At 42.8% G+C, this 20,941-nt stretch carries 19 protein-coding genes; 8 read left to right on the top strand and 11 right to left on the bottom strand.

The annotated features are described in order from the left end of the window. Nucleotides 1–218: 218 nt before the first annotated feature. On the bottom strand, nt 219–2,129 hold the full coding sequence (locus tag PQ469_RS09365; protein WP_274212723.1) for a tetratricopeptide repeat-containing sensor histidine kinase: 1,911 nt from the start codon (nt 2,127–2,129) through the stop codon (nt 219–221). 99 nt (nt 2,130–2,228) lie between these two features. Beyond that, nucleotides 2,229–2,795, bottom strand: a complete 567-nt coding sequence (locus PQ469_RS09360; RefSeq protein WP_090651994.1) for an acyl-CoA thioesterase — start codon at nt 2,793–2,795, stop codon at nt 2,229–2,231. 184 nt (nt 2,796–2,979) lie between these two features. Between PQ469_RS09360 and PQ469_RS09355 the strand changes: the two genes are divergently transcribed. Further along, nucleotides 2,980–3,663, top strand: a complete 684-nt coding sequence (locus PQ469_RS09355; protein WP_274212722.1) for a hypothetical protein — start codon at nt 2,980–2,982, stop codon at nt 3,661–3,663. 46 nt (nt 3,664–3,709) lie between these two features. On the opposite strand, the gene PQ469_RS09350 is transcribed toward PQ469_RS09355, so the two are convergent. Continuing rightward, entirely contained in the window at nt 3,710–4,075 is a 366-nt protein-coding gene (locus PQ469_RS09350; RefSeq protein WP_274212721.1) for a SpoIIAA family protein, read from the bottom strand. Between the two features lie 161 nt (nt 4,076–4,236). On the opposite strand from PQ469_RS09350, the gene queG reads away from it, so the two are divergent. After that, nucleotides 4,237–5,163, top strand: coding sequence for a tRNA epoxyqueuosine(34) reductase QueG (gene queG, locus PQ469_RS09345; RefSeq protein WP_274212720.1), 927 nt, complete (start codon nt 4,237–4,239; stop codon nt 5,161–5,163). A gap of 149 nt (nt 5,164–5,312) precedes the next feature. Further along, nucleotides 5,313–5,954, top strand: coding sequence for a hypothetical protein (locus PQ469_RS09340; protein WP_274212719.1), 642 nt, complete (start codon nt 5,313–5,315; stop codon nt 5,952–5,954). A 66-nt stretch (nt 5,955–6,020) separates the two neighbouring features. Here the strand turns inward: PQ469_RS09340 and PQ469_RS09335 are convergent, their stop codons facing one another. After that, complete coding sequence (locus PQ469_RS09335) at nt 6,021–7,058, bottom strand: 3'-5' exonuclease (RefSeq protein WP_274212717.1); 1,038 nt, start codon at nt 7,056–7,058, stop codon at nt 6,021–6,023. Between the two features lie 130 nt (nt 7,059–7,188). On the opposite strand from PQ469_RS09335, the gene PQ469_RS09330 reads away from it, so the two are divergent. After that, nucleotides 7,189–9,168, top strand: a complete 1,980-nt coding sequence (locus tag PQ469_RS09330; RefSeq protein WP_274212716.1) for a DUF3858 domain-containing protein — start codon at nt 7,189–7,191, stop codon at nt 9,166–9,168. Beyond that, nucleotides 9,168–11,081, top strand: a complete 1,914-nt coding sequence (locus tag PQ469_RS09325) for a DUF3857 domain-containing protein (RefSeq protein ID WP_274212715.1) — start codon at nt 9,168–9,170, stop codon at nt 11,079–11,081. The genes PQ469_RS09330 and PQ469_RS09325 overlap by 1 nt, the downstream gene beginning before the upstream one ends. Here PQ469_RS09325 and PQ469_RS09320 read toward each other — a convergent pair. The 6 genes from PQ469_RS09320 to mutS all read right to left on the bottom strand — a co-directional run bounded on the left by PQ469_RS09320 (nt 11,068) and on the right by mutS (nt 16,597). Next, nucleotides 11,068–11,196 (bottom strand): hypothetical protein, encoded by a 129-nt coding sequence (locus PQ469_RS09320; RefSeq protein ID WP_274212713.1) that lies wholly within the window; start codon nt 11,194–11,196, stop codon nt 11,068–11,070. The genes PQ469_RS09325 and PQ469_RS09320 overlap by 14 nt on opposite strands. A gap of 337 nt (nt 11,197–11,533) precedes the next feature. Then, a complete protein-coding gene (locus tag PQ469_RS09315) occupies nt 11,534–11,767 on the bottom strand; it encodes a hypothetical protein (RefSeq protein WP_274209700.1) in 234 nt (77 codons plus the stop codon). Beyond that, on the bottom strand, nt 11,731–12,645 hold the full coding sequence (locus PQ469_RS09310; protein WP_274209701.1) for an IS3 family transposase: 915 nt from the start codon (nt 12,643–12,645) through the stop codon (nt 11,731–11,733). The genes PQ469_RS09315 and PQ469_RS09310 overlap by 37 nt, the downstream gene beginning before the upstream one ends. Before the next feature lie 2 nt (nt 12,646–12,647). Further along, a complete protein-coding gene (locus PQ469_RS09305) occupies nt 12,648–13,202 on the bottom strand; it encodes a hypothetical protein (protein ID WP_274209702.1) in 555 nt (184 codons plus the stop codon). Nucleotides 13,203–13,257: 55 nt separating this feature from the next. Next, nucleotides 13,258–13,821: a C40 family peptidase gene (locus PQ469_RS09300; protein WP_274212711.1), complete on the bottom strand. Its 564-nt coding sequence runs from the start codon at nt 13,819–13,821 to the stop codon at nt 13,258–13,260. Between the two features lie 166 nt (nt 13,822–13,987). After that, the gene (gene mutS, locus PQ469_RS09295; protein ID WP_274212709.1) at nt 13,988–16,597 is read right to left on the bottom strand and encodes a DNA mismatch repair protein MutS; all 2,610 of its coding nucleotides are present in this window, start codon (nt 16,595–16,597) and stop codon (nt 13,988–13,990) included. A 415-nt stretch (nt 16,598–17,012) separates the two neighbouring features. On the opposite strand from mutS, the gene PQ469_RS09290 reads away from it, so the two are divergent. Continuing rightward, on the top strand, nt 17,013–17,720 hold the full coding sequence (locus tag PQ469_RS09290; protein ID WP_274212708.1) for a DNA alkylation repair protein: 708 nt from the start codon (nt 17,013–17,015) through the stop codon (nt 17,718–17,720). 167 nt (nt 17,721–17,887) lie between these two features. Next, nucleotides 17,888–18,865 (top strand): M15 family metallopeptidase, encoded by a 978-nt coding sequence (locus PQ469_RS09285; protein WP_274212706.1) that lies wholly within the window; start codon nt 17,888–17,890, stop codon nt 18,863–18,865. A gap of 217 nt (nt 18,866–19,082) precedes the next feature. Here the strand turns inward: PQ469_RS09285 and PQ469_RS09280 are convergent, their stop codons facing one another. Beyond that, entirely contained in the window at nt 19,083–19,646 is a 564-nt protein-coding gene (locus PQ469_RS09280; RefSeq protein ID WP_274212705.1) for a sugar O-acetyltransferase, read from the bottom strand. A 452-nt stretch (nt 19,647–20,098) separates the two neighbouring features. Between PQ469_RS09280 and PQ469_RS09275 the strand changes: the two genes are divergently transcribed. Next, a complete protein-coding gene (locus PQ469_RS09275) occupies nt 20,099–20,857 on the top strand; it encodes an oxygenase MpaB family protein (protein WP_274212704.1) in 759 nt (252 codons plus the stop codon). Nucleotides 20,858–20,941: the final 84 nt, after the last annotated feature.

The following is a 20,941-nucleotide window of genomic DNA, read 5'->3' as shown; positions in this document are numbered from 1 at the left end:
GGAGTAATAAATATTGTCACAATATAGTAAAAAACTCACCATATTGTTATTTTAGAAAATATAATTGATTTCACTAAATCAACACATATAGTTAAAACGTTTTCTACATAATTAAATTACTTATCCCGTAATATATTTATCAGAATTGTTTTTGACTACTATCCTTTTTCCACGTAAAAGCTTTATGATTTGTTAATACAAAAAGGAATAATTTTTGCTTAATCGGCCAAAGGTAAGCTAAAACTGAAAGTACTCCCCTTGCCTACTTCTGATTTAACCCATAGCCGGCCACCATTAAACTCCACCAGTTCTTTACACAAAAACAGGCCAATGCCTGTACCAACCTCGCCCATTGTGCCGTTTTGGGTATAGTGCGAATGAAGATCAAAGAGCTTAACTAATTTGTCCTGCGGAATACCCTTACCCGTATCGTTAACATTAACCACAAGCTCTTTACCGGCAACATGGCTGCTCAGGGTTACAACGCCATTATCATCAGTAAATTTTATTGCATTGCTAATAAGGTTTCCTATAACTACCTTAATATGTTTTTCATCGGCTTTTACCATATGGCCAGTGATAGCTATATTTTGAAACCTGATGTTTTTTTGCTGCAGCTGGTAGCTATAAATTTGCGCCATCTCTTCGCCCACCAGGTTTATATCAATAACCGATGGTGTTAAATTTATCCCCCTGATTTGGCTGCCCGCCCATTCCAGCAGGTTGGATAGCGTAAGCTCGGCGCCTTTTACTACCGGTTCCATTTTTTTCATCAGGCCATGCATGTCTTCAAGGTTTAAGTTATCATCCTCAAATAGCCCCATGATACTACGCAGGTTTGCAAAAGGGGTACGCAAATCGTGCCCTATTACAGCCAATAGCTTATCCTTAAGCTTATTTACAGCGGCAAGGTTAGCCGATTGTTCTTCAATCAGGCCTTTTTGCACCAGTAAGGCCTCATGCTGCCTGCTTAGCTTATTACTAAGTAATTTTTTTTGTTTTAAATTATAATAGGTAATATACAAAGCCGTTAGTACGGCCAGCAACGATATGATCAGCGTAATAATGATGGCATTTTGAAAATGAATCTTATCCTTATCTTCTTTTGCCCGTTGTTCAATTACAGCAATCTCTTTGAGCCTGTCGTTTAAAGCAAAATAATTCTGGATCAGTTCGGTATTACGCCTTCTGTCAGATTCATTCAGCGAATCAAGCGCTGCGTTATATTTTTTTTGGAACAGCAACGCGTTGGCCAGGTCTTTCTTTTGTTCAAAGCTAAACATGATTGTCCTGTATGCATCCGAAATTCCGTTCATCAAACCAATGCTATCAGCAAGTGCGGCACCCCTTGTGGCATAACCAATTGCTTTATCAAATTGCTTTAGCCCATTATAGTTATCGGCATATTCAATAAGAGTTTTAGCACGCAATCGCCGATTGTTGGTTTTAAAGCTCATGTAATACGCGGTATCATCATAAGCTATCGATTTTTGAAATTGTTTTTGAAGGCGCTGTATCGAACTTAACCGCGTATAGATAATATTGGTGTTATTATCATCCCCGCTGGCCCTGCAAAGTTTTAAGGCCTGCAAACTTGCTGCCATACCCAGCGTGTAATCGCGCATCCGGATGTATACCAGCGACTTCTCGGTGTAAAACTCCCCCAACATTTTGGCATCGTTCCCGGCATATTTTGCCGATTGGTTTAAACTATTGATTGCCTGCTGATAGTTTTTAAGTTCAAGGTAAGTGCGGCCTATTGCACTGTGACACTCGGCCTGCAAAGTGGCATTATTTTTAGGCAAATACGGTAATGCCGAATTAAGATAAAATAAACTGATAGTATAATAGGATTGTGACCAGTACACATGGCCCAGGTTGATATAGGCTAAACCTATCCCCGCATTGTATTTAATTTTTTCGGAAAGCAACAGCGCCTTGCCGGCCATTTCACGCGCTTTATCGGGGGCGCCCATGTATATCTCGCCGGCAGCTTTATTGAGGCTGTCAACCGTATCTTTAACAGATACCGTATTGGCTACAAACCCAACCGGCACATCTTTTTGAGCATAGCAAACCCCATGAATTAGCAATAATAATAATAGTACCTGGCCAATAGCTCGCCTCATTTATCAATAGGGAATTGAAATCTTATCTGCAATATTATGCCCAAACATTTTGGCAATTAATATTCTAATTTTACCTGTTTATTTTGGATTTGGCGCTATTTAACCTGCAACCAGGCATCTTTCGCCTTTCAAAAGCTCGATGCAGTGCTCGTAGTTATCAGGCATCTTTATCTGCTCAACTTCTTTCATATAGCCCTGCTTAATTTCTTTGCGCCGCCGGGCTTCAATAAACCGCCTTACATGTTCACGGTGTTCCAATATCAAGCCTGGAACTTTAGCAGGCTTGTTATGCTCATCCTTTGATACCATGGTAAAATAACTGGTATTGGTGTGCTTTACCGAGTTGTTTTTTATATTTTCAGAAACTACCCTAATGCCAACCACCAGCGATGTATTGCCCACATAGTTAACCGATGCCATTAATGATACCAGTTCGCCCACCTCAACAGGCTGTAAAAAATCAACAGTATCAATAGAAGCGGTAACACAATAATTACCGGCATGTTTAGCGGCGCAAACATAGGCCACCTTATCCATCAGCGATAACAAAATGCCTCCATGAATCTTTCCGCCAAAATTTGAATAAGAAGGGATCATCAACTCGGTTATCGTGGTCTCAGAAAAACGTACCGTTTTGTAATCGGATTGATCAGTTAGCGCCGTCATGAAATATGGTTTATGGCTACAAGTTTAAGCATCCCGTACTATTAATGCAACAAAACTATTACAATAGCCATAATGTGTTACATCTCATTTTGCAAAATGGTCAAAAAACAAAGCCGGTATATTAAACCAGCCATTTGATATTGGTGCATCCGCGTTATATATTTACCCCAAATATATAACACCATTGAAAACCATAACCCTGCTGATAGTTACCCTGTTTTTTATAAATGCGGCCCTTGCCCAGGAAACTGTTGAGCGCGGTCATAAAATAAACGCGCACATTACCGAAAAACTTACTGTTTTAAAAAGCGACAAAAGTACCAGGCAAGGCCTGTACCAAATGATTTATGATAAAACCTATGCCCTGGCCAATGGCCGTTTTGAAAACGACAAAAAAGTGGGCATCTGGCGCTTTTATACCCCTGACGGCCATTTGCTGCAAAACTACGACTATACAAAAAAGGAATTCCTTTACGAGGCCCCCGAAGACACTACATCAAACTTAAGGTATTTTGTTGATAAGCAATTGACCGATAGCGACCGTACTACCAAACCTTTAAAAATAGGCGGAAGGTATTTTGGCTACCTGCCCTATTTAAAACTCTTCAGGCTGCCGGCAAACCTCATGGATATAAGCAGGGAAGCATCCATCGCCGTTGTTGAATTACTGGTGAGCCCCGGCGGCAGACTGGCCTATTTTAAAGTGACTATTTATAGCGGCAATTTTTCAAAAACATTTAACATGAATGTTAACGTTTTGCCCGAAGAAGACAAAGTATTTGTTCCCGCTACAGTAAATGGCGAGCCGATAGGCTGTAGGATAGTGAGCAGGTGTTTTATTGACGACGACGGCACACTAATTTTTTAGCAAGTACATTTATTAGCAACCGCCAAGTCACGGCCTGCACGGCAGGCTATTTCTCTGCTATCCATATTACGGCTTCGTTCAGTTCGTTAAGGGGATAGCCCTTATATTTGCCTGGTAGTATATATTTAAAAAGATGGCTAAATTCCCTTACACCTTCTTTATCCGTAACTATGGCAAATTTGTTCCACTTAGTAAAGTATTTTAGGCCAATGCCTATATTACCGCACCAGGCACCGGCATCAAAATCCTTAATATTGGTTTCCAATACCAGTATAAAATTAATTTTTCCGTGTTGTTTTATATGTTCGTCAAGCAAAGGCTCCAACGCTTTCTCATATTCGGCATTTGTAATTTCACCTGTGGCATGTAGCCCTAAAACGTGTTGCGGCAGGTAGCTTAAGTGCGTTAGCATTTATAGATTATATATTTACCAATAGTTACAAAAACCACACCATTGATTAAATAATTTGGATTTTTTCTGTAGAAATACTATTACAATATCTAACTGTTTCATATTCACTACCAAACACCGTATATTTTACGAATTTTAATTTGTAGTATCTTTGTACCGATATGCAAAACAGGACGGTATACAGCCAGTTAATAAAAAGCGAAGCGCAAAAGCTCGGTTTTTTATTTTGCGGTATATCAAAGGCCGACTTCCTGGAAGAAGAGGCGCCGCGCCTGGAAAACTGGTTGAAAAAAAACATGCATGGCGAAATGCAATACATGGAAAACCACTTTGATAAACGCCTTGACCCGCGCCTGCTGGTTGATGGCGCCAAATCGGTAATTTCTTTAGGGATTAACTATTATACCGATAACCGGCAAACCGATCCAACAGCGCCCAAAATATCAAAATATGCTTACGGCATGGATTATCATACCGTTATTAAAGATAAACTGAGGCTTCTGTTACAAATCATAAACGAAAAAATTGGTGAAGTTGGCGGCCGGGTATTTGTTGATTCGGCGCCGGTGCTGGATAAGGCCTGGGCCAAAAAATCGGGCATGGGCTGGATAGGCAAAAACACCAACCTGCTCAACAAAAAAGCAGGCTCGTTTTTTTTCCTGGCCGAACTGATCATCGATCTGGAATTGGAATATGATATAGCACCCACTGCCGATCATTGTGGTACCTGTACCAATTGTATTGATGCCTGCCCTACTGATGCTATTGTTGGGCCTTATATTGTTGATGGCAGCCGCTGCATATCATACCTGACCATCGAACTAAAAAACGAAATTCCTGAAGAGTTTAAGGGAAAAATGGACAACTGGATGTTTGGCTGCGATGTTTGCCAGGACGTATGCCCATGGAACCGCTTTTCGGTACTGAACACCGAACCTGCTTTTACACCACATCCGGATTTACTCCACCTGAAAGCTGCCGACTGGCAGGATATCACCCAGGATGTTTTTCAGAAAGTATTTAAAAACTCGGCTGTAAAACGTACCAAATTTAGTGGACTGAAGCGTAATATTGATTTTCTTCGATAAACACATATATTTATTATTTACTATTGCTTGTAGCGTTTGCTACCTTACACTCGTTTAGGCATTTAAATTAAAGCCTGAACATTTTACTTATAACCCAAAACCTGCAAATGAACCTTTACCGCTGTAACCAATTATTTTATATTTTGCTAATGTTTGCAAGCTGCGTTACGCTTAGTGGTTGTAAAAAAAAGCCACGCATGGTAACTACCACCATACATGGACATATTAACACACAGGGACCAACTGTAATTGCCAGTAATGTAGTTGTACAGATATTTTATTATCAAAACGTTTTGGGGCTTGCCAAATCCCAGCAATTGAGAGACAGTGTTGTTAGCGATATAAACGGCGACTATCATCTTTCCTTTACAAGCAATGCTGCTGTCGAGAATGATATGCTCGGTACAGCATATTATACATTTAATATCAAAAAAGACCCGCTTATTAAAAACCTGCAGCCAAACGGCCAATCATATCATTTGGGCCAGGATAACAAAATTGACATGTCGGTTATCATGTATCAGCCATTTAAAGCAAGGTTTACGTTAAAAGCTCCGCCAAACGGAAGAGTCGAGGTAGATACCCAGGCGGGCTATATTGGTCTATACCTGTTTAAAGCAGACAGCCTGGTTAACATGATTATTCCCAGGGCGCAAAAAACTATCCTTAGTTACCAGGCAATTTCACCAACGCAGGTTTACCACGCCCTCAAACAACAGGACACTATTGACCTTGAGGCCAACCCAACTTTGCAAACTAAAAATTTCTTTGTTGATACCGAAGGGTTATGAGATATGCAAAAAGCCCCTGACGGAGCTTTTGTTTGATGAAACTATTCAAAAAGTCTCATATCTAAACTACCCTTTTTTAAACTTCAATGCCAACTGTGCCAGCATATCGTCATTAACGGGTTGAGCTGGCTCATCCTTCTTTTTAAAAGGCTTGGGCGGATATTGGGTTTTGGTATGATCGGGTTTGTGAAAGTCTTTTTTAGGGTAATCAGCTTTTGGCGCCTCGGGCCGTGGTGTATGGGCCTGGTCGGCTGGTTTTGGCTGTTGCGCAGCGTTTTTGGCCTGGCGCTCTGCATTCTTTTTAGCATTCCAGCGGGTGTATATTTCTTCCAGTTTACGTTTGGTGTACAGCGGAAAATCGCCCTGCATCATCCATGAATAGTAACTTGGTTCGGCATTTAACACATCCTCAACCCTTTTGCCTTTATGTTTGCCAAAGTTAATGGTTTCTTCGCCCTGCTCGTTGTAAACCATGCGGCCTGCAAAATCAACCGGCTTGCTTAAGTTGGTAAACTTGTGCAGCGCTTCTACGTCGCCAACAACCGGTACGGTAATATTTCCTTTTTTATCCTCCCACTCCATGTTTTCATAGCGCTCAATCTGCGCCAGCAAAACTTCCATGGTTGCCCGCGTATCAGCCTCGGCCGAGTGGGCGTTTTCAATCTTTTTATCGCAATAAAACTGGTAGGCAGCTTTAAGCGTACGCTGTTCCATCTGGTGAAATATGTTTTGTACATCCACAAAATGGCGGTCGTCTAATGTAAACGATACGCCTGCGCGCAAAAACTCTTCCATCAGCATCGGGATGTCAAACTTGTTGGAGTTGTAGCCGGCAAGGTCGCTATCGCCAATAAACTCGGCAATGGCCTGGCCCAAAGCTTTAAACTCCGGTTCGTCCTTTATATGCTCGTCATAAATACCATGCACCAGCGATGACTCCAGCGGTATAGGCATCCCCGGATGTATACGCCAGGTTTTAACATCTTCGCTGCCATCAGGATGCAGTTTAATAACCGATATTTCAACTATCCTGTCAACCCCGATATTAGTACCCGTAGTTTCCAGATCAAAAAAGGCAAGCGGGCGTTTTAGTTTTAATTTCATTGTAATGATTCAGTATTACTGTAAACGTCGCAAATGTCCTAAAAAGAATCAGCACAATAAATTTTTTAATTTATTTAATATCTAAGTTTTATTTTTAAATTAATACCATCCTAATTATCGCGATTATTGTATGAAAAAAGTACTACTCATTATTATTTTACTTACTGCTGCTCAACACGTTGTAAAGGCCCAGGATTTTGACCAGAGTGTAACTACCGAAGACCTTGACTTAAAAAAATACGCGAAAGATACCGCCGCCCATGCGCTTTTTCTGAATGAATTTGGCAAAAGCAGGATAGATATGGTAAGCGACGACCACGTACGCCTGATATTTGATTACCACGCCCGCATAAAAATATTTGATACAAAGGGCCTTGAACAGGGTACCATCGAAATTCCTATTCACCACAGCGCCGACGGCGAAACAACCGAAGAAGTTAGCGACATAACCGGCACTACCTATTACCGCGATGACGATGGACTAATGCGCAGCGCCCCGCTCGATTTAAAAAAGGTGTATACCGTAAAAGATTATAAATACCGTAGCACCGTAAAGTTTGCCTTGCCTGCCTTAAAGCCCGGTTGTGTTATTGATTTTAAGTATAAGTTGGTCTCGCCTTATATTGATGAGTTCAGGAATTGGGATTTTCAGGATGAGATACCCAAAGTCCGGTCCACATATGATGTCCATATCCCGGGTTACTGGTATTTTAACGTTACATTGCGTGGTATTCAAAAATTATCAAAGTCGACATCCGAATTGGAACGGGAATGTTTTCAGTCGCATGGCGCCAAAGCAGATTGCTCTCACATGACTTATGAAATGACAGATATTCCGGCGTTTGTATCTGAAGATTATATGACCTCGCCTAAAAACTTTTTATCGGCCATATATTTTGACGAGGTGGAATGGACCAACCCATACACCGGGGCTAAAACCGTAGTATCTAAAACCTGGAAAGATATTGAGCACCAGCTAAAAACCGACGAGCTTTTTGGATCGCAGTTTAAGCGCAAGGAACTGATGAAAGACAGAATTGCATCCGTTATAGCCGGTAAAACAGACGAATTGGAAAAGGCAAAGGCCATTTATGCGTACCTGCAAAAATGGTTTAAGTGGAATGACATTACATCGATATATAGCCCGGACGGTATAAAAAAAGCGTATGAAGCGCATACGGGTACTATTGGTGATATTAATCTTGCCCTTGGGGCGGCCTTAAGGGCCGCCGACCTTAATACCGAGCTTGTAGTACTATCAACCCGTAACAACGGCAACATTAATATGCTTTACCCGGTAATTAACGATTTTAATTACGTGATTGCCAAAGTGAATATTGGCGATAAAAACTACCTGCTTGATGCTACAGACCCCCTTTTATCATTTGGCCTGTTACCATTAAAATGCCTTAATGACAAAGGGCGGGTGATAAACCTTGATAAACCATCATACTGGATGGAGTTAAGCGGCCTGCAAAAGGAATCAACAACCAGGGCGCTTGATTTAACCTTGCTTGATAATGGCAAATTAAAGGGAACAATCACCAACTATTACCGTGGGTATAATGCGTATGAAAAACGAAAAGCCATCAAAAAGTTCAACTCGATTGATGAGTATATTGAAAACCAGGACGAAAAACTCCCCAAGTTAAAAATACTGAAATCGAATATAGCAAACCTGGATAGCCTTGAAATGCCGCTTGGCGAAACTTTTGAAGTTGAGATTGATGCTTATGACAATACTAACCATAACCGTTTGGTGTTTAACCCTTTTTTGTGGGAAAAAATAACCAAAAACCCATTTAAGCTGGCCGAAAGAGACTACCCGGTAGATTGGGGAATGGCATCAGACGACCGTTTAATATTAACTATGCGGCTACCGCAGGGTTATACCGTTGAAACGCCACCACAAACAGTAGCCTTTAAAATGCCCGGTGATGGCGGTATGTATGCAACCACTTTTGAAAATTCAGATAACACTTTCACCTTCTCGAACATTACAAAATTTACTAAACCTATTTACACATCCGAGGAATACCCTTACCTTAAAGAATTGTACAACAAAATAATACTTACCGAAAAGGCGGATATGGTTTTCAAGAAAAAATAATGAAAGTACTTACATGGCTCATTTTATTATCTGCGTTGGCATTAAGCGCAAATGCACAGGAAAACTACGATGCATCGCTTATACCTAAAGAATTGCTACCCTACGCCAGCGCCGTTATCCGCAGCAATGATATGAGCATTGAGGTAAAAGACCTGGATAATACCTATTACCGTATTAAAACCGCGGTAACCATATTAAATAAAAATGGCGACGACGAAGCCGAAATTGTAATATTTCACGACAAGGCGAACGTGATTAAAAACATAAAAGGACTGATTTACAACCAGTTTGGTAAAACTATTGGCAAGTTTTCTGAAAGTGATTTCCAGGACGACGCCGCGGTAAGCCGCTCGGCTTTATTTGAAGATACTAAAGTAAAACATTTTCAGCCTGCTGTAACTGATTATCCTTACACGGTTGTTTATGAATACGAATATAAATCGAAGCAATCGTTAAGCTTCCAGGACTGGGAGCCTAAGCCATCAGTTGATGTATCTGTTGAAAAAAGTTCCTATACATTTAGCTGCAAAAACGATTTTAAGATCAGGTACAAAGAAATTAACATACCCTCGCATTTGGTTGAAGGTACAAATAAGCAGGGCGAAAACACTTATAGCTGGCAGGTAAGTAACATCAAAGCATCAAAAGCTGAGCCTTATAGCCCTATTTATGAAAAGATGAGCAGCAGGGTGAAGATTTCGCCGGCGTCGCAATTTAATTACCTTGGAGTAACAGGTTCTTTTAATGACTGGAACGGTATGGGTAAATGGATCTATGATAAATTACTATCGTCGCGCAGGGCACTGCCGCAAAGCACTGTTTACAGGATGCAGGAAATAACCAAAGACATTACCGATCCTAAAGCCAAAGCCAAAAAGATATATGAATATATGCAGGGAAAAACGCATTACATTAGCGTGCAGGTTGGTATAGGCGGCTATCAGCCGTTTTTAGCGAGCGATGTTGACGCGCAAAATTATGGCGATTGTAAAGCCCTGGTAAACTATACACAATCGCTTTTTAAGGCTGTTGATATCGAATCTTATTACTGTATTGTCAAGTCGGGAAGCTTAAAACGCAGCCCGCTTACTGATTTTGCAAGCATGAACCAGTTTGATCATGTGATCCTGTGTTTGCCATTTAAAAACGACACCACTTTTTTAGAATGTACCAGTCAGCAAATTCCTTTTGGCTTTTTGAGTGATTTTACCGACGACCGCGACGTATTAGCCTGCACACCAGAAGGCGGCAAATTGATGCATACCCCAAAATATCCGGCCAAAACCAATACACAGCAGTGCACAGCCAATTTTACCCTTGCTGCCGACGGAACATTATCGGGCAGTATGCTTACCAGTTTTAAAGGCTTGCAATATGATAACCGCACCTATTTGCTTACCGAGCCACCTAAAGAACAAGTGAAAATACTCCAGAAAATTTACGCCATTAATAACCTGGATATAGAAAAATTTGATTTTAAAGACGATAAAAACATCTATCCCAGCCTCACAGAAACAATCAAGCTAACGGCCCCCGATTACGGATCGGCCGTTAATGGTAAAATAGACTTTTTGGCCAATGCTACCAACAGAAAAGATAATACGCCGCGCGAGGTACGCAACAGGCACTATGATTTATACATTAACACCGGTTACACCGATGAAGACGAAATTACCTATACCCTGCCCAAAGGCTATCATGTAGACATGCGCCCGGCCAGCATTTCGCTCGAAAAGCCTTTTGGCAATTTCTCGGTATCTGCCACGGTTGTTGGCAACCAGTTAATTTACAAACGAAAGCTGCAAATAATTGACGGCACTTACAGTAAAGAACTGTACCAGGCCTTTGTAGATTTTTACCAATCGGTAAGCGAAACCGACAACAGCAATGTTACCCTGATTAAAGATAACTAAATATAACGATGCCCAGGATGATGCCAATGATCATGACCAGGTAAAGCAAAATTTCGTTACCGGCAAACTTTTTATATTTAGTCCAAAATGAGTATTCTTCTTTTTGTTTTGACATAAGGTTGCAAAGTTAGCACTTTTTAGTGAGTGGTTGATTGGGTTGATTAAGTGAGTGGTTTAGAAGCCGCCGCCCGATTCAATATAATACAGTGGACCAACGGAATAAGCAGGAATGTAAGGAAGATGTAAGCATTAAACCACACCTGATGTTTGTTGCCTGTTGTTGGCCAAAACAGGCACAAACATTTGGATACACTTAAATTGTTCAAAACATCAGTTTGATGTTAACCTTGTAAAAATGTAAAATATTGATTATAAAATATTTATAAAATATATTTCTAAAATATGTTAAGTTATGTTAACCCACTTTAGATGTGTGACCCGTCCTGAAATAACTATACAGATTTGTGAGTTAATCCTGTAAACACTATACAGGTTCTTTTTTTAAAGATAAAGTTAAATAACTTGTTGTTTGTTTGTTGTGTTGGAATGTGGGAAACTCCTTCAGTTTTCCATATTTCAACACGTTTTTCTTTTTTTGCTTCTTTTTTTCTTTTTGCTGAACCTCCTCTTTTTGTTGATAACTCATCTGTCAGGCGGGTATGGCCAGCGGCTTTTCCTTCTCCCATTTGCCCGGGTATTCCTTCCAGCGTTTTTTCAGTACATCACCTTGTTCATGCGCCTGGCAAGGCGTCAGGTAGTCACAGCTTCCATGGGGCCTCAATTCGTTGTATGCCTTAATACTGCTATCGATCTTTTTATAAGTCTGCTCAAAGTTAACCGGGCTGATGTACAGGTCGAACTCCCCCTTGATGATGCCATTCATTCGTTCGGCCAGTGCATTCTCATACGGGTCACCCCGTTCAGTCATACTGATGGAAATAGTTTCGTTCCCAAGCAATTCCACATAATCCTTAGAGCAGTATTGGGACCCTCTGTCAGAGTGATGGGTAAGGGTTTGCCCGCTGTAACTGCGGACATCCAGGGCCATCTGTAAGGCCGCTATAGGCCCCAGCGCCAGCATATCCAGGCGGAAACAATAACCCATGATCTTACGTGAAAATGCATCTGTTATCAGTGACAGGTAGCCCCATTGGTTTTGCACCCGAATGTAAGTTATATCGCTTACCCAAAGTTCCTCCGGCCGTATAATATGCATTTCCTTTACCAGGTTGGCGTACTTATGCATCCAGTGCCGGGAATCGGTGGTGATTGCTTTTCGTTTACGCTGCCTGATCAGCAGCTTATGAGCGTCAAGCAAGTCAAACAGGTAGTCCCTGCCGATTTCTATATGATGAGAAGCCAGTTGCGGCTTAAGCAGATAAAGCATCTTTCTTGTCCCTAACCGGGGTAAAGGCTTCCTTATTTCATGAACAAGCTGCAGGATAATTTCCTCTTTGATAGAGTCATCCTGGTTTCTCCATAAGTGATCATAGTGCGCATGGCGGGTTTTGCCAAACAGTCCGCATAGAAACGCCCAGCTTAAATGCGCGTAATCCTGCTTCATTATCATGACTGCCTGGCCCCAGCTTTTTTTCTGATCTTGATCTTAAACTGATCCTCTGCTACATCAATAAGGGTATTTAAGGCACTGATCTTTAGCTGTGCATATTCCAAAGCCTTTTTTAAAGCTTCCGTTTCCGGGTCCGGCACACCAGACTGCCCTTCAGCTTTATCCTTCATCTCAAACTTTTCATGAACCGCAAGTTCGGCATTTTCTTTCAACGAGGCCTTAAGCCATTTATTTAACGTTTCTCCACTTAGTCCGTATGACTTCCTCGCTGCATAAGGTTTCAGAATGCCTTGCTCAACCTGGCGGACGACGGATCTTTTTTCTATGTCGCTTAAATGATATCCCCGCTGTTTTTCCTGGTACTCTTTCGAGCCGCGGTCGCGCATCCATTTACTCAGAGATGCCCGCGACATGCCATACTGATAGGCTATCACGCTCCGCGGAGTCCCTGATTCTATCAATTTTATGATCTCATTCCGTAGGCTGCTTTCAAAGTGACATCGCTTAGTAAGGCGAATCTGACTCGCTTTTTGTTCCGATTCTTCTTTCATACACTTTCTTTTAGTGTATAGTTATTTCAGGACGAGTCACGTTTATCCTGATGAACTAATTAACCTGCACCGTTCCTTCGTCCACAGACCCGGCTCTTGAAAAGTATTTGTACAGCGATGGGTCGCGAAGTTTTACGATAACTACGCCATGCCTTGAACTGGCGTGAACTACGTAGCCGTTTTGCAGGTAAACACCCACATGGCTAAATTGCTTGCCGTCAAAATCGAAGAAAACCAGGTCGCCTTCTTTTAGTTCGTCTTCATATTTGCGTTTAATAACGGTTATTTGCTTACTGGTCATGCGGGGGATGGTTATACCATACACCTGCTGCTCAAGCAAAAAGGCCAGTCCTGAACAATCCACACCATCTTTATCAAGCCCGCCAAATTTGTAGGGGGTGCCCATCCATTGCTCGATAAAGGCATACAGCCTGCCATTTTCGATATCGCTTTTGTTTACCCCCATAATTTCTGAGTATTTAGAGGCAATATCCCCATCCGGCTTTACCACTTCGCCCGGCAGGCCACGCATAGCTGACTTGCGGGTGTGGCAAGATGTTAATACTATTGGCACAAAAAACAAAACGAAGCAGTAGAAAAGCAGGCGATGTTTGGTCATGCTGCAAATGTAGAATTTAGTGAGATGTAGTGAGAACTGATGTTTTTAACAAATTAACATTGCAGATGTGCAAATTTCAGATTTCAAATGTGCAGATGTTTTTAATGTATAAAAAATGCCGATCTATCTTCCTCATCTGCACATCTGAAATCTGCACATCTGAAATCTAAGACTTTATCACCCTTTGTATCTCGTCCAGCTTCATCAGCGCTTCAACGGGTGTTAAAGTATTTACATCGAGGTTATTCAGCGTGTCGCGGATTTTTACCAGCACAGGGTCGTCTATCGAGAACATTTGCATCTGCACGGCCTGCTTTTGCACTTTGCGGATGCTTTCTTTGATATGTTCCCCTCCTGTCCGTTCGTTTTCCAGTTTTTTCAGAATTTCGTTGGCACGGCTCAGTACCTTTTGGGGCATCCCGGCAAGCTTGGCTACGTGGATCCCGAAACTATGCTCGCTGCCACCGGGTACCAGCTTACGCAGGAAGATTATTTGCTGGCCAACTTCCTTTACTGATACGTTGAAGTTTTTGATGCGGTTAAAGGTATTGCTCAGCTCGTTCAGCTCGTGATAGTGGGTGGCAAACAGCGTTTTGGCTTTTGCTGTTGGGTGGTTATGCAGGTATTCGGCAATAGACCAGGCAATGGAAATACCATCATAGGTTGAGGTACCGCGGCCGATCTCGTCGAGCAGGATCAGGCTTCTGTCGGATAAATTATTCAGGATACTGGCCGTTTCGTTCATCTCCACCATAAAGGTTGATTCGCCCGACGACAGATTATCTGATGCCCCTACCCTGGTAAATATCTTGTCGACCAACCCAATCGATGCCGATTTGGCCGGCACAAAGCAGCCCATCTGCGCCATCAGCACAATTAAACCGGTTTGCCTGAGCAAAGCCGACTTACCCGCCATATTGGGGCCGGTAATGATGATGATCTGCTGCGTTTCCGAATCCAGGTATACATCATTTGTGATGTAGCTTTCGCCCAGCGGCAGGTTCTTTTCAATCACCGGGTGACGGCCGCCTTTGATGTCGAGCACTTTACTCTCGTTCATCTGGGGTTTAGCGTAATAGTTTTTGATGGATATATGCGCAAAATTAAGCAGCACATCCAAACGGGCTATTAGCTGCGCATTCAGCTGGATAGGCTTAATATATTCAGCAAGCGAATACAACAGATCGTTATATAACCGGGTCTCAATCACCAGGATTTTTTCCTCGGCACCCAAAATCTGCTCTTCGTATTCTTTTAGTTCGGGGGTAATATAGCGCTCGGCATTAACCAAAGTTTGCTTTCTTATCCACTCCGAAGGCACCTTATCGCGGTGGCTATGTGTAACTTCCAGGTAGTAGCCAAAAACGTTATTAAAAGATACTTTAAGCGAAGGGATGCCTGTTGCCTCGGCCTCGCGTTTCTGTATCTCCAGCAGGTATCCTTTGCCGCCAAAGGCTATTTTACGCAGCCTGTCCAGTTCCTCGTTGATCCCCTCGTTCATCACCGACCCTTTGATAATCATTACCGGCGGCTCGGGGTTCAGCTCGCGTTCTATTTTCTCGCAGATAGTTACACAGGGATTTAACTGCTCGCCAATAGCGCGCAGTGGCAGGCTTTCAGATGCCTCAGCTGTTTTTTTGATGGAGCCGATAGCCATCAATGCTTTTTTAAGTTGGCAAACCTCGCGCGGGTTGGCTTTTTGTAAACCTATCTTGCTGATTAACCGCTCCAGGTCGCCAATCTGGCGGATGCAGTTTTGCAGGTTTTCGCGCAGCTCCTCGTGCTCAATCATGTACTCTACAACGCCCAGGCGGTCGTTTATAGGCTTTATCTCCTTAAGGGGCATCACAATCCACCGGCGCAGCAAACGGGCGCCCATGGGCGAGCAGGTATGGTCAAGCACATCAACCAGGGTAAGGGCATTATCGTTGGTCGATCCTACCAGTTCCAGGTTGCGTACGCTAAACCTGTCGAGCCATAAATACCGGTCTTCCTCTATCCGGCCAATAGCACTAATGTGCTGCAGGTTGCGGTGTTCGGTTTCATTCAGATAATGAATAGCAACACCCGCGGCTATAATGCCCAGGTTAAGCTTATCTATCCCGAAGCCTTTTAACGATTTTACCCCGAAGTGCTTCAATAGCGTTTCGGTGGCGTAATCGCCGCTGTAGGGCCATTCGTCAAGGGCATAGGTATAAAAGCGGTCGCCGTAGTTATCCTTAAAATCGCGGGTGCGACTTTTGGGGTATATCACTTCACTTGGCGAAAAACTTTGCAGCAGCTTATCAATATAATCGCTGTTGCCCTGGGCGGTCCAAAACTCGCCTGTCGAAATATCGATGAGGGCAATGCCTATACTGTTTTTTTCAAAATGCAGCGATGCCAGGTAGTTATTGCTTTTTTGATTAAGGATATTATCATTAGTGGCAACCCCGGGCGTAACCAGTTCGGTAACTCCGCGTTTAACAATAGTTTTGGTGGTTTTAGGATCTTCCAGCTGATCGCAGATAGCCACCCGCTGCCCGGCGCGTACCAGTTTGGGTAAGTAAGTATCCAGCGAGTGATGCGGGAAACCTGCCAGTTCGATGTGGGTAGCAGCGCCATTTGCACGGCGGGTAAGCACAATGCCCAATATGCCCGCGGCTTTAACGGCGTCTTCGCCAAAAGTTTCGTAAAAATCGCCCACGCGGAACAGCAGCAGAGCACCTGGATACTTCACCTTGATGGCGTTGTATTGCTGCATTAATGGGGTTTCTTTGGTAGTGTCTTTAGCCAAGCGGTTTACTCCTTTTCTTAATCGGGTAAAGTTAATGCATTGCCCGTGCTTTTAGGGCATTGTGGAAAAGTTGGATGGATGTGGATATCGGGTGGTCGGGTTGCGGGTGGTGTTTCCTGTTGTTATGGGTGTACCACCAAAAAATATGAAACACCCTGGTACACCCTGGTACGCCCTGGTACGGGGTGACACACCCTGAAACACTTTATAGGTGATATTCAACAATTACATTTCATCGGCAAGCCAATATGAAACATTATTATCATTGATGAACAATAAATTAACCATTTTGGCAAAACAAATGTTTTGTTGGGCCAACGGGCTAACCTGTGTTGTATAATGTTCGCATTTATTTCATAGTTATTCATAAAAGTCGGGAAATAGCATAAATTTATACCTGATTGAATTTGATAAAATGAACGTAGCCGAAATCATGACCTACCTGCAGGCTAATGGCAACCAGGGCATCAAAAATATCCTGTTAAAACATGGGGTTAAAGAGCCGTTTTTTGGGGTGAAGGTTGAGTATTTAAAAACCATCAAAAAAAAGGTTAAAAAAGATTACCAGCTGGCCAAAGATTTGTATGCCACCGGCAACGCCGATGCCATGTACCTTGCCGGCCTGATTGCCGACGATGCTAAAATGACCAGGGCCGACCTGCAAACCTGGGTTAATGAGGCCATATCCAACAACATTAGCGAATATACGGTACCCTGGGTAGCTACCGAAGGCCAATATGGATTTGAACTGGCCCAGGAATGGATAAACGACAGCAGGGAGCACGTTGCCGCCGCGGGCTGGTCTACCTTAAGCAATATTGTTTCGTTTAAACCGGATAAGGAACTGGATTTGGATGTATTGCGGGATTTGCTAAATCGTGTTGAGCAAACCATCCATTCATCGCCCAACCGGGTACGGTCGACTATGAACGGATTTATAATCGCTTTGGGTACTTATGTAGATGCATTAATGGATGAAGCCATTGCAACGGGCATTAAAATAGGAACTGTATTTGTGGATCAAAACGGAACTGCATGCAAGGTGCCGGTTGCTGTAGATTATATTGAAAAATCGCGCGCAAGACGTAAACCGGGGATGAAGAAGAAGACGGTTAAGTGTTAGGGGAACCACTACCCAATAATCTCTCTCTGCTGAGTTTGAGCGGCCTGCAACCAGTTCAGCATCGCTGGCATCCTAAGTAGCGCATAACTTTGGGAATGATTTTAAATAAATTCTGACTTTAAAACTTAAATTAGATACCTTATGCAGCATCTTTAAAATTTGATTTTATGAGAGGGATCCAGAAACTACGAAAAGAGTTAGAAGACGTTAAGGCCACGGTAGAAAAATTGCAGTCCGATAAAAAAACTGGCAGAGACCTTTGGGATAAACTTTCGTCTATAACACCTTTAGCGACTGGCATCTTGATAACAGGGATGGGTACAGTGGCAACAATTATTTATAATAACAGGCAACAAGAGATACTGCGTTTGCAAAATGCTTCAGAAAAAGTACGGCTAGATAGCGATGCTGCCCATCAGCATACTTTGCAGCGCATAGAGGCGCTTGATAAAAATATGAAATACCTTATCTCTAAAGATCCAAGAGAACGCCAATTGGGCTACTTTAATTTTTCCGCACTCGGCTTCCGGTCGGAGGCCCTGCAAATAATAGCTATGTCTAAAGACTCCGCCGGTGGTATTAATGTGGCTCTTAGCATATCCCAAAATGCCAAGAGTAGCGCTTTGAAAGAAGAAGCAGATAAAACGATACGAACATTAAAAACCACAACACCTTTGGGTACAACTGTTGCATATACCGCAGGTGAAAACGGGGAGGTGATATTCAAGGATGAATTTAAAAAAAGTGAATTGGCAACCGAGCTTATACCTCAACTTGTAAACATGCCGACTATTAATTCAAAATTCGACGGAAAAGTCACATTTAACAAAGTCGCAATTGGCGATCTTAAGGCTGCCTTTGCGGAAATTGAAAAAATGGGTTTGCTGCCATTAGTAAAAACATGGGATGGAAGCCAGGCAGACCGAGCAATTCGTGGATCGCTCAAACTTAGCGACCATGCTTTAGGACTGGCATTCGATATCAATGCCAAATGGAATTTTTTTGGTAGTACCGCTACACCAGAAGGTACTGAAGGGTCTGTTATTCGCCTTGTTCCTATCTTTAAAAAATATGGCTTCATGTGGGGCGGGGATTATCTTGGCCGAATTAAAGATCCTATGCATTTCTATTGGAGAAAGCATTAACTCAATTTTCAAGTATATATTTCAGCCTGCGGTCGGCTTTTCGCACGCCCCCTTATACTGTATTGTTGACATACCGAATTACAAATTTAGTATTGCGCATTAAAAACAACCAACCGTAAGTTGATGGAATTATCTGAACCAAAACCAAGCATATCTTTCGGATTCCTGAATTTCCCCTTCCCATTTGTAGTCCGATAAAAAGCGTAGCTCCTTTCTGTCACGACACAATCTCTTTTATTACCTTGCACGGATTCCCCACTGCCACCACATTAGCCGGAATATCTTTGGTCACCACACTGCCCGCGCCAATAGTGGTATTATCGCCAATGGTAACACCGGGGCAAACAATTACGCCGCCGCCAAGCCATACATTGTTGCCTATGGTTATAGGAGCAGCGTACTCGGGGCCTTTTATCCGTTCAGAAGCGATAACGGGGTGATAAGCAGTATATAGCTGCACATTGGGCGCCATAAAAACATTATTACCTAAAGTTACTCGCGCACAATCCAGTATAATGCAATTAAAATTCAGGAACAGGTTATCGCCGGCAAAAATATTAAAGCCATAATCGCAGTAAAAAGGCGACTGGATATCGATGGCATTGGTAAACCCACCCAGTAACTCTTTTAAAATGGCACGCTTGCCCTGTTTATCGTCATAATCAAGCGCATTGTAACGAGTAAACAGCTGGCGTGCTTTTGAGCGGCCGGCAATCAGTTCGGCATCGCTGGCATCGTACAGGTCGCCATCCAGCATTTTTTGAAGTTCGGATTTTTGCATGGTTAAATATACCAATTGCAATTTGTGATTTTCAACGCGCAGAGAACAATGGCGCAAAGTTTTTTGAATTCATAAAATATCCGTTAATCTTTTTTTGCAACATATCTGTAACGTTTTTTTCTGAACTGTAAAATTCGGCGAGACTCGGAAGGAGAACGACGTATATCGCATGTCGGCGAGTCGACTCACCCCGACATCGCTACGCTCGTCACCCCTCACTCCGCTTCGCGCATAGAGGGGCAAATCAAAATAAAAAAAGGGGTTTACCCTCTTTGCGGTGCAGCCGGAGAGACGGTGGTCGGGCATAGCCTCGACAGGGTGAGTCTTAGCCGACGTTCAACCGAATGCTTATGTAAAACCTCAGCGTGTCATGGATAGTGTAAAACCATCAGTTGCAAATTCAAATAATATTTATTACTTTGCAACACAAAGTACTTTACAAGATTTAAAGAATGGAATATTTTGTAAGCGAGGAATCAATAGTTAGGAAAATTTGGGGTAAGGCCGATACCATCCTATTTATTTTTGCGGCAGCTGCAGCCGAATTTGCCTTAAACAAAGCGGTTGACTGGCTCTACTTTACCGGCCGCCTGCCTGCCGACCCGCTTGGACGTTTATTTTCGACCGTTGAATATTCAAGGCAGATCATTTTTTCGGACCAGGAATCGGCTTTAAAAGCTATCGACAGGATAACGGCCATTCACAAAGGTGTAGAAAACAGCCGCGGCGCACAAATCCCGGATTGGGCTTACCGCGATGTGTTGTTCCTGTTGATTGACCTGTCTATCCGTTCATATGAACTATTGGAGCGCAAACTAACCCAGGCCGAAAAGGGCCAAACGTTTATGGTTTTTAACCGGGTAGGCCAGCGCATGGGGCTTACCGGCCTACCAAAAAACTACTTTGAATACCTGGATATGCGCGAGGAACACTTACAACATAACCTGGTTTGTGGCGAATTGACTTTGGATTTATACCGTCAATATAAAAAACACCTCGGCGTTTCGCGCTACGCGGTGTTAAAACAGGCGCAACTGCTCGTAGTACCACCATTGGTAGGCAGGCATCTTCCCTTAGGAAAACTGCCCTGGCTTTTACCGGTGATATGGGCGTATAAGTTTTTAAGAATGCTTAAAGTGGAAACCTTTTTACGCAATGCCCTCCTTCCGGTAGCTTATAAAGCCCAGATCATTAGTATGGATAATGCTTAGTCTGAAGTCGGGAAGTCCGGAAGTCGGAAAGATGAGAAGGCAAACTGGAGTTGAAAGCCTTAGGTCAAAGTCAGAAGTGATCCG

Source organism: Mucilaginibacter sp. KACC 22773 (assembly GCF_028736215.1).
In the GTDB taxonomy this organism is placed as follows: domain Bacteria; phylum Bacteroidota; class Bacteroidia; order Sphingobacteriales; family Sphingobacteriaceae; genus Mucilaginibacter.
The sequence above is the reverse complement of the archived record's forward strand: the minus strand, read 5'-3'. Positions and strand labels throughout refer to the sequence as shown.